The organism is Desulfoluna spongiiphila, from assembly GCF_900101345.1.
Lineage (GTDB): Bacteria > Desulfobacterota > Desulfobacteria > Desulfobacterales > Desulfolunaceae > Desulfoluna > Desulfoluna spongiiphila.
Genome location: NZ_FMUX01000025.1, coordinates 57,537 through 67,355 on the forward strand (window position 1 = coordinate 57,537; position 9,819 = coordinate 67,355).

Genomic DNA, 9,819 nt, shown 5'->3' on the forward strand with positions numbered 1-9,819 from the left:
AAAATAGGGGTATTCACATATGAAACGAACTTTTCAGCCAAGCAACCTTAAACGATCCAGAAAGCACGGATTCATGAATCGTATGTCCACTCCCGCTGGACGTCGTATTGTCAAGCGCCGTCGTGCGAAGGGCCGTAAGCGCCTGTCCGCCTAGCACGCACTTGATTTTTATGATGCCTTCGTTAAAGGGTAGCTCCGAGGGCCTCGTTTGGGGGATCGGCGAGTCGACAACGGCTCGCATCACGGTCCGCCGGAACGAGGCACGACGGAGAGTACGATGATACAGGGATACATACGACTTGCGAGCGAACGCCTTTACAAAAGAGCTGAGGATTCTCAAGAGACATCAGTTCCAGGAACTCTATCGAAAAGGGGCAACCGTCCACAATCGTCACTTCGTTGCCAATATCCTGGAAAATAACCTTCAGACATCCCGCATAGGTATCACTGTATCAAAAAAGGTTGGGGGTGCTGTCACGCGTAACCGCATCAAACGGATCGTACGCGAGTATTTTCGGAAAAACGGTCGACAGTTTTTTGAGAATCGGGATATCCAACTTATTGCCAAGCGCACAGCGGCTCAACTCAGCAATAAAGAGACCTTTTTATCCCTTGAGCATATTTTTCAAAAAATTAAAGCAGGTACTGAGTCTTAAGCAGGTCTTTATCGGATTGATAAAGGCCTATCAGTATTTGATCTCCCCTTTGATTGGTCCAAGATGCCGTTTTTATCCCACATGTTCGGCATACGCCATTGAGGCCTATGAACGGTATGGAATTCTTAAGGGGTCCTTTTTGGCGGTGAAACGCATTCTCAAGTGCCACCCGTTTCATCCCGGAGGGGTCGACCCGCTTCCATAAAATCCTTCACCAGAGCCTCAGCACCCACCCACCGACCAGAAGAACCCGCAACCACCCGATGATCACGCCAGCCCCTTTGCGCATGAACGGCTGAGCCGTGCTTCATCATGAACACGAAACCGTCCAGAAGATTCCAGAGCCCGGCAACAGGCACGATGTCGTTGCACCTTTTATACCTTAAGGGGCAGGGACGGCTCATTGGCGCATGAACAAGGCACCATCTTTGAAGAAGATGAACAACGGAGAACCTATGGAACAAGTCAGACTCTTTGCAGCAATCATCCTTTCCATCATTGTGTTTGCAGGGTGGAATTTTCTTTTTCCTCCCCAGAAGCCCACGGAGGTCCCCAAGGAGCCTCAACTGGAACAACCCGTGGCCCAACCCGGGGAGGTGGCAACACCTGCTACGGATATCAAGCCTGTGACGGTGGTGGAGGAAAACATCACCGTGGTGGAGTCTCCCCTTTACCGCATCGAGTTCACCAACCGCGGTGCTGCGGTGAAACGATTTGAACTGAAAAAATACAAAGAGACCCTGGACGGGGACGCCTACAAGAACGTCATCCCCGCGGAGGTGGACCGCACCTTTACCCTGGGGTTTGCAAAAAACAGCGTGCAGGGAGCATCTGATGCCCTGTTCGAAGCCGATCAGCAGAACGTGGTGGTGGGAGACAACGGAGCCAGCCTCTCTTACCGCTGGGTCAGCACCAACGGTGTGGAGGTTGTCCGTAACTTTCACTTTACGGCTGACTCATACGCCATTTCGTCCACGGTTACCCTGCGTAACGGAAGCTCCCTTGCCCTGGACGGGACTTTGGCCTTTGGCCTTGTCTCCACGGTGGACGGCGGTCGCAGCTACGGATTTCAGGGGCCCAGCGGGTTTGTCGACGGCCACCTTGAAAACGTCAAGGCCAAGAAGATCAAGGACAAGAACCTCTACTCCGGTACCGTGGAGTGGGTGGCCCAGCAGAGCCGCTACTTCATGACCGCGGTCATTCCCAAAGAGATCACCGGGTCCTCCATGGCCCTGGCAGAGAAAAACGGGGTGATCACCGCCGCCATGAACCTGCCCACGGGCATGATTCAGCCCGGCATGGAAAAGAGCTTTGAGGTCGATATCCTGGCAGCCCCCAAAAGCTACCGCATGCTCAAAAAGCTTGATTCATCCGTTCACAAGGCCGTCAACTTCGGCTGGTTTGACATCATTGCCAAGCCCTGCCTGAGCCTGATGAATTTTATCCATGACCACGTGGTGGCCAACTACGGCATCGCCATTATCCTTCTCACCATCCTCATCAAGCTGATCTTCTGGCCCCTGGGCAACAAGAGCTACACCTCCATGCATGAGATGAAAAAGCTCCAGCCCATCATGGGCAAGCTCCGTGAGAAATATGCCGACGACAAGCAGCGCATGAACCAGGAAGTGATGGCCCTGTACAAGACCTACAAGGTCAACCCCATGAGCGGCTGCCTGCCCCTGGTGGTTCAGATGCCCATTTTCTTTGCGCTGTACCGCATGCTCTATTCGGCCGTTGAACTTCGCCATGCACCTTTTTTCGGCTGGATCACCGACCTGTCGGCCCCGGATCGCCTTTTCCATTTCGGGTTTTCCATCCCCATGATGGTTCAACCCACAGGTATTCCCGTTCTGACCCTTTTGATGGGTGCTACCATGTTTCTCCAGCAGAAGATGTCGCCCTCGACCGGAGATCCCACCCAGGCCAAGATGATGATGATGATGCCCCTCGTGATGACGGTTATCTTCGTCAACTTCTCATCCGGGCTTGTGCTGTACTGGCTTGTCAACAACGTCCTTTCGATTTCTCAGCAGTACTATATCACCAAGAAACTCTCGTAACCTCTGGAGGAGTGTATGAATTCGCTTAGGGAATTTGAGGGCAGAACCGTGGAAAAAGCCATTGACGCTGCCTTGCAAGAACTCGATATCCCGAGAGAGGAGCTGGACTACAATGTGGTTTCCAAGGGGAGCGCCGGTCTTTTCGGTCTCTTCGGGGCCAAAAAAGCCAAGATCTCCGTGGCCGTTAAAAAGAACAGGCCCAAGCAGGGCCGGGTTGCCAAAAACCTCGTGGACGAGGCCTTCGGTACCCCCAAAACCGAGGAGAGCACCTCGGCAGACACCGAAGGGTTCAAAGGGGAAGACCGCACCTACGAGTACACCGAGCGGACCTTTGAAGATGGTTTTTTCAAAGGGCTCACCCCTGCCGATGCCGGCGTGGAGATTTTAAAGGAGATAGCCTCCTTTATCTCAGAAGAGTCCGAGATTGCCTACCGGGTGGATGGGGACATCCTCACGTACAACGTCACCGGCGGCAACGCAGCCGTGATGATCGGCAAAAAGGGCCAGACCCTTGAGGCGATCCAGTACCTTCTGGATAAAATCATCAACAAGCACAGCGTGGAGCGTGTACGCGTTCAGGTGGACATCGAAGGCTACCTGGAGATGCGCAAGGAGAAACTCCGCCAGCATGCCCAGCGCATGGCCGAGAAGGTCAAGAAGACGGGCAAACCCCATACCATCGGGCACATGTCCTCCCACGACCGCCGTATCATTCACCTGACCTTAAAGGATGATCGCGGGGTACGGACCCAGTCCATGGGTGAGGGGTACTATCGCCGGTTGGTGATTTTCCCCAAGCGCAATAAAAATATGAGAAATAAAAACAGATAGATATAACTGTTTCCTTTTTCTTGGAGCCTGTTCGACCACCCCATGGTCGAACAGGCTTTTTTTATGGTCGCCCAGAAGGGGACGTGGTAGTTTGGGGGCAGAGATCGCCTCTGTAAAGCACCCCATGGGCCCATTTGCCCATTGACGACAACACAACAGCAGAAAAGAGCTATGAGCTATTTGGATTTTGATACCATCGCAGCCATTGCCACGCCGGTGGGCCGTGGCGGCATCGGCATTATCCGGGTGTCCGGGCAACAAGCCGTCTCCATTGCCATGACCTTTTTCCGGTCCGCCTCCGGCGTTACACGCCCCAAGAGCCACCGGGTTTATTACGGGACCTTTGAAGACGGCAAGGGGGTTCCCTTGGACGAGGTGATCCTTTTTTACATGAAGGGGCCGAAATCCTACACCGCCGAAGATTGCGTGGAGATTCAGTCCCACGCCAGCCCCGTGGTCATGCGTCAGATTCTCGACCTCCTTATCGAGGCCGGAGCACGCCTTGCCGAGCCCGGTGAGTTCACTAAGCGGGCCTACCTCAACGGACGCATCAACCTCTCTCAGGCCGAGGCGGTCATCGACCTGATCAACGCCCGGACAACCACCTCCCACGAGATGGCCATCTCCATGGTCAAGGGGGAGCTGGGGGAGACCATTGCGGGCCTTCGAGAGTCCCTGAAGCAGATCACCGTCACCCTGGAAGCGATCCTTGATTTTCCCGACGACGTGGATGAAGAGATCCAGGCAGAGACCATTCGCGGGCAGCTTGCCGCCACCGTGGCCCCTTCACTGGTTGCTCTTATCGAGAATTTCGACCAGTCGGATATCTTTCGGCACGGGATCCGCGTGGTTATTGCTGGGCCGCCCAACTCCGGCAAGTCGAGCCTCTTAAACCGTCTCTCCGGTCAGGACCGTGCCATTGTCACCAATGTTCCCGGCACCACCCGGGATCTTATCGACGAGTTTATCCACATCGACGGCATCGCCTTTCAGGTGACCGACACCGCAGGGATCCGAACCACGGACGATCCGGTGGAGAAGATCGGCATCGAGCGGACCCTCTCGCGCATTGAGGCCTCGGACCTGGTTCTCTACCTCGTGGATGGTTCCCATGACGTGGAGGGGGAGGTTCTCAGTCAGATTCGCGATTATGTGGGCTCCCGGCAGTGCCTGGTGCTGGTGAACAAGGCGGATCTGTCCCCCGGTGGGGCCGCGGATGCCCTTAAAACAGAGGGGATCGAACACCTTGTGGTCTCGGTGAAGACCGGGGAGGGCATGGATGCCGTCAAGGAGGCGGTTGTGGCACGGATCCTTGCCCGTCTTCCCGAGGATCGCAGTGCCCTGGTTCCCAACCGGAGGCAGGTTGCCCTGGTAAGAAAGGCTTTAAATAATGTGGAAAATGCTGTAGAGGGTATAGATTCTCATCTCTCTTTTGATGCCATCAGCATCGATATCCGTTCGGCCATGGATCTCATGGGTGAGATTCTGGGCGAGGAGGTGCCGGTGGACATCCTGGATGAGATCTTCAGCAATTTCTGTATAGGAAAATAAGCCGGTGCCCGGGCAGGGCGGCCGGCTGTTTCACGTGAAACAATGATTACCCGGGGGGCAGGGGCCTACTCGATCCGGTTGGGCGGCTTTGATGATGCCTGCAGCATCCCTGGGTGAAGGATATAGATGGAGAGGGTCATGGATTTTTCAAACGCATTTTCCCGTTACGAAGCGCTGGTGGATCAGGTCGGCCAGGTGTTCACCAAGGTCAGTTCAGAATTTTCCGAAGAGGTGAAGTGCAAGGCCGGCTGCGATGACTGCTGCCACGCCTTGTTTGACCTCACCTTTGTGGAGGCCCTGTACATCAAGGAAAAATTTGATGAACTCTACAACGGCAAGGCCCGTTACGAGATCACAGAGCGTGCCAGCACCGTGGACCGCGGCCTGGCCAAGATGAAGAAAGAGGCCTACAAGCGCCACGAAGCAGGGACCCCTGATGATGCCATCATTGAAGCCATCTCCAAGATGCGTGTCCGCTGCCCCCTCCTCGGGGAAGAGGGAAAATGCCTGATGTATGAGTACCGTCCCATCGCCTGCAGGGTCTACGGGATCCCCACCTCTGCAGCAGGTAAAGGCCATACCTGCGGTTTGTCCGGTTTTAATGAAGGCAAGGCGTACCCCACCCTCAACATGGACCTGGTGTACAACCGTCTCTATAAAATTTCAGGGGACCTGGTGCGTGAGATCGATTCTCGTTTTACCCAGATGGGGAGCGTGCTCGTACCCCTGTCCATGGCACTTCTTACCGATTACAACGAAGAGTATTTAGGGGTGGAGGTAAAGGCATGAGCACCGTCGGCATGACCCACAACGAGTTTACCGATGAGGAAATTGAGGCCAAGAAAAAGGCCATCTTTGACTCCATGGGCAAACGGGGACAGAAGATGATCATGAAGCAGGGGTATGAAAACTGGAACCCCTTCGGCGACCCCAAAGACCCCCTGGATATCCGCGTGGACGGATCCGAGCGCACCGTGGATCAGCTGATCCGGGAATTCCTCGTCCAGGCGGGACCGGAAGACCCCTCCAACCAGTACAGCCAGGCTGTGATGGAGATGGCCATGGGGGTTATGAACAATACCGACAAGGTGCGTGCCGCCTTTGAATTTGTTCACTGGTACGACGAGCTTTTGAAAAAAGAGGGGAAAACCCTGACCTTCGATTGATAAGGCCATGTCGTCTGTGGGGGATGTCAGCCAAAAAGCAGCCTCCGGCGGCAAGGTGTGCCACCTTGAAAGCAGGTTGCGAATGCGCTTTCCCCCTCGTTCCTCGGGGAAAATCACATTCGCCTTTTATTCAAGGCCTAGTAAAGGCCTTGTGTTAAATGGCTGTTTATCAAACTTTTTAAAAGTTTGGCCCCCGGCAGGGCCGCCGGAGGCATTGTTAACCTGGCTGCCTCCGGTGGCAAGGTGTGCCACCTTGATAGCAGGCTGCAAATGCGCTTTCCCCCATATCACGTCATAGCTCAGTGACCCAGATTCGCCGGAATCTGTTTTTTTAAACCTGTTTATTAAACTTTTTAAAAGTTTAGCTCCCGGCAGGGCCGCCGGAGGCTCTTTCGGACTCTGTATGCAAATGACCTGCGTTGATGATTTTGTGATTGATCATGTGCATGGGACCACCCGGTCTCTGACACCCGCCGAGATCATGGCCACCCTTATGGCCGACCACGGGATGACACGGCGAACGGCCCGGGCCTGTTTGACCCGCTGTGTGGAGAACAATCACCTGAGTTATCGTCAGCAGCTGGGGCGCACCGTGGTGGTCCCTTCCCTCAACCGGTACCATCCCCTGGCTCCCGGGGTGGTTCTGGCCCCGCCCCATCTTCCCTTGCCCACCGACGGCACCTGCTGCATCACCATGAAAGAGGGGATCAGTTTCGGCAACGGCACCCATCCCACCACCCGCCTCTGCGCAGGGTTTATGGTGGAGGCACATGAGCGCGGGGCTGTATGGCAGCGTGCTCTGGATCTGGGAACCGGCACCGGTGTGCTCTCCCTCCTTGCCGTGAAGCTGGGATGTTGCCATGTGGACGCCACGGAAATCGATCCCATTGCCATGCATGACGCCCGGGAAAATTCGGTGCTCAACGGGTGCTCCCAGTGCCTGCGTATTTACCATGCCGATGACTTTTCCAGCGTCGGCCCCTATGAGGTGGTCACCGCCAACTTGAGGTATCCCACCCTGGTTGCCCTTGAAGAGTCCATTCATCAATGGACGGTGCCGGGAGGAGACCTGATTCTCTCCGGGATCAAGGCCGGGGAGGAGGGCAGGGTCAAAGATGCTTACGCGGCCCATTTTGCCCTCCAAGGGGAAACATTGCGCCAAGGATGGGTTGGATTGCACTTTCAAAAACCGATATCTCGCTGATACGGCTTAAATCCCATATTTTTACGTTTTTGCCTTTGTTTATACTCTGATATGGAATTGTCTTGTATCGTCTGTTTTTGGGTGTTTTACTTTTAACTTGTCGAATTTATTATTTATAGTAGGGCATGTTTATTGATTTTTGCCCTTTTCTGGCCATTTTTATCCGATTGGACGATCCCTCCTTTCAAATAGCCTGTACAAACTCTCCCTTTTTTTGAAACAAGATTTTATCCATGACACAAAATAGGCTTCGTGTTGCCTGATGATGTTTCACGTGAAACACCTGTCGGGTTGCGACACCTGAAAGCAAAAACAGATGACCGCAATATTTCGATACGGTCTCTTTGCCGGGGCATTTCTTTTACGGGAGCAGTTGTGTACCCCATGGAGGGATTAACGAAATCCGTGGGGCGATCGGGCGAGTGCTGCGTGCGGGGATATAACAGAGTGATATGGTGAGCAGGCAGGTTGAGGCTGACGCGTCTGCTGAAGAGGGCATGATACGATGTCTGGGAGAGACATGTTCCATGGCGGGTTTTATGGGCTGTTTTGTGACTGCCGCAAGTTCACCCGGGCCTTGAAATGTTCATTTTTGAAAAATTTTATTTTTAAGGTGGATGTGCTTTGATCCGAGGGCCGAGGGGCAAAGCGCACCCGCAACCTGCTTTAAAGGTGGCACACCTTGCCGCCGGAGGCAGCCAAATGCAGTCCTGCCGGAAGCCGAACTTTTGCCTGATTTATAAAAAACGGGTTTAACAAACAGGTCTTAAATAATGAGTGTTGAGTCACTTTTAATTTTTTAAGGCGGATGTGATTTTCCCCGAGGAACGAGGGGGAAATCGCATTCGCAACCTGGGGTCCAGGGGATCATCCCCTGGCCGCCGGAGGCACGTTTTTTCTATCGGTATGGTGACATCATTTTTATGCTTCGAGATCCGCAGCGCAGGCCACACAGTGGGTGGCTTCGGGGATGAGTCTCAGACGGGCCAGGGGAATGGGCTCTTCACAGGCCACGCAGAGGCCGTAGTCCTCGTCATCGATGCTGGCCAGGGCGAGTTCGAGCCTGCCGATGCGCGCCTTCCGGGCCCGGGCGGAGGCTTCGCCGATATGGCGGCTCTGCATGGCCTCGACGCGGGAGATGCGTCCGATGGCGCTGTCCGGGGTGACCGCGGGCTTGGTGTTCCCTTCGGTTGCGGCGAGCTCTTCTTTGAGTAGGGCGAGTTCGGATTCGATGTGGGTTTTCAGTTCCCGGCGTTGTTGTGGTGTCACAGGATATCGAGCTCCTTGAGGGTCTGGTGGAGGTGATCTACGCCGCAGACCCGATGGGCGTGAATTCCCAGGGCACGGGCTGCATCGATGTTGATGGGGGTGTCGTCGAAGAAAAGGGTCTCTTCCGGGGCAATTCCCAGGGTGCTTAGCACATGGCAAAAGGAGGCCTTGTCCGGCTTCATGCATCCGAGTTCATGGGAGGGGAAGTTGTGATGAAAGAGGGTGTCGATGTGCAGGGTCTCGCAGAGATTGCCCCAGTGAAGCTCGTTGGTGTTGGAGAGGGACGCGGTGAGGTAACCCCCGTTGAGCCCTGCCATGAGGTCCCTGAATCCTGGAAAAGGGCGGGTGGTCCAGGACGTGAAGGCGGCAAGGAAGGTGGGGACACTAACGGGGAGTGAAAACTCCCGGATCAACTCGGCGGCAAAGTCGTCCGGCGGGATGCGGCCGGTTTCAAACGCTTTGACGGCCTCGGAGTGCAGCCAGAGATTCCAGAGCTCTGTTTCCGTGTGGAGACCTTTCGTCCATTCAAGCATCTGGTCCACCCCGGAGAGTTGGATAAAGACGCCGCCGATATCAAAGAGCAGCAGTTTGACAGGTGGATTCATTGGAGCTCCTCTAAACATGGGACCGCGCCTGAAACGCGGAAAGGTTTGTGAGGGTATCCCGTCAACCCGGCGGATGCATGCGGGGCTGACGGCCTGGCCGGGTGGCCGGAGGTTCACCATGAATAGTTACCAAAAAAACAAAAAAAAAGCGCCGCTTTTTAAGGCGGCGCTTTTTTTGCTTAGTGGGTAAGGAGCGTATCCTTACTTATCTGTACGTGGCTTTCCGGCGTACCGGCCGCCCGAACGTTTTCTGTACTTCGGGGCGTTGGGTCGGCGGGTCTGGCGAACCGGCCTGGGGCCCTTGGGTGTTCGTGGTGCCGACGATGACGTGGTCTCGGCAGGCTCGGATTTGGACGCCTCCACAAACTCGGGCATGGGAGCCTCCTTGCGCTCAGGCAGGGGAGCTTCCTCACGCTCAGGCATGGGGGCTTCCTTACGCTCAGGCATGGGGGCTTCCTCACGCTCAGGCATGGG

General features: G+C 55.0%; 12 protein-coding genes. 9 read left to right on the plus strand and 3 right to left on the minus strand.

Annotated features, from left to right (window positions below; genetic code table 11):
• Positions 1–19: 19 nt before the first annotated feature.
• The 9 genes from rpmH (at position 20) to BLQ12_RS23845 (ending at position 7,471) form a co-directional block, all read left to right on the plus strand.
• Entirely contained in the window at positions 20–154 is a 135-nt protein-coding gene (gene rpmH / locus BLQ12_RS23805; RefSeq protein ID WP_092214931.1) for a 50S ribosomal protein L34, read from the plus strand.
• Positions 155–299: 145 nt separating this feature from the next.
• The gene (rnpA, locus tag BLQ12_RS23810; protein ID WP_092214934.1) at positions 300–656 is read left to right on the plus strand and encodes a ribonuclease P protein component; all 357 of its coding nucleotides are present in this window, start codon (positions 300–302) and stop codon (positions 654–656) included.
• Positions 613–861: a membrane protein insertion efficiency factor YidD gene (gene yidD / locus BLQ12_RS23815; RefSeq protein ID WP_437438243.1), complete on the plus strand. Its 249-nt coding sequence runs from the start codon at positions 613–615 to the stop codon at positions 859–861. The genes rnpA and yidD overlap by 44 nt, the downstream gene beginning before the upstream one ends.
• A 250-nt stretch (positions 862–1,111) precedes the next feature.
• On the plus strand, positions 1,112–2,719 hold the full coding sequence (gene yidC, locus BLQ12_RS23820; protein ID WP_092214936.1) for a membrane protein insertase YidC: 1,608 nt from the start codon (positions 1,112–1,114) through the stop codon (positions 2,717–2,719).
• 15 nt (positions 2,720–2,734) lie between these two features.
• Positions 2,735–3,550, plus strand: coding sequence for an RNA-binding cell elongation regulator Jag/EloR (gene jag, locus BLQ12_RS23825; protein WP_092214938.1), 816 nt, complete (start codon positions 2,735–2,737; stop codon positions 3,548–3,550).
• Positions 3,551–3,721: 171 nt separating this feature from the next.
• A complete protein-coding gene (gene mnmE, locus BLQ12_RS23830) occupies positions 3,722–5,101 on the plus strand; it encodes a tRNA uridine-5-carboxymethylaminomethyl(34) synthesis GTPase MnmE (RefSeq protein ID WP_092214940.1) in 1,380 nt (459 codons plus the stop codon).
• Positions 5,102–5,239: 138 nt separating this feature from the next.
• Positions 5,240–5,890 carry a YkgJ family cysteine cluster protein gene (locus BLQ12_RS23835; RefSeq protein ID WP_254782106.1) on the plus strand — a complete coding sequence of 217 codons (651 nt, stop codon included), beginning with the start codon at positions 5,240–5,242 and terminating at the stop codon, positions 5,888–5,890.
• Positions 5,887–6,267, plus strand: coding sequence for a hypothetical protein (locus BLQ12_RS23840; RefSeq protein ID WP_226860074.1), 381 nt, complete (start codon positions 5,887–5,889; stop codon positions 6,265–6,267). The genes BLQ12_RS23835 and BLQ12_RS23840 overlap by 4 nt, the downstream gene beginning before the upstream one ends.
• 403 nt (positions 6,268–6,670) lie before the next feature.
• Entirely contained in the window at positions 6,671–7,471 is an 801-nt protein-coding gene (locus BLQ12_RS23845) for a 50S ribosomal protein L11 methyltransferase (protein WP_092214945.1), read from the plus strand.
• A 921-nt stretch (positions 7,472–8,392) separates the two neighbouring features.
• Here the strand turns inward: BLQ12_RS23845 and BLQ12_RS23850 are convergent.
• The 3 genes from BLQ12_RS23850 to BLQ12_RS27580 form a co-directional block, all read right to left on the minus strand.
• On the minus strand, positions 8,393–8,740 hold the full coding sequence (locus tag BLQ12_RS23850; protein WP_092214947.1) for a TraR/DksA family transcriptional regulator: 348 nt from the start codon (positions 8,738–8,740) through the stop codon (positions 8,393–8,395).
• On the minus strand, positions 8,737–9,345 hold the full coding sequence (locus BLQ12_RS23855) for an HAD family hydrolase (protein WP_175470036.1): 609 nt from the start codon (positions 9,343–9,345) through the stop codon (positions 8,737–8,739). Before BLQ12_RS23855 ends, BLQ12_RS23850 begins: the two co-directional genes overlap by 4 nt.
• Before the next feature lie 201 nt (positions 9,346–9,546).
• Positions 9,547–9,819, minus strand: a 273-nt coding sequence (locus tag BLQ12_RS27580; protein ID WP_302846803.1) for a hypothetical protein, incomplete at its 5' end; no start/stop codon positions are given.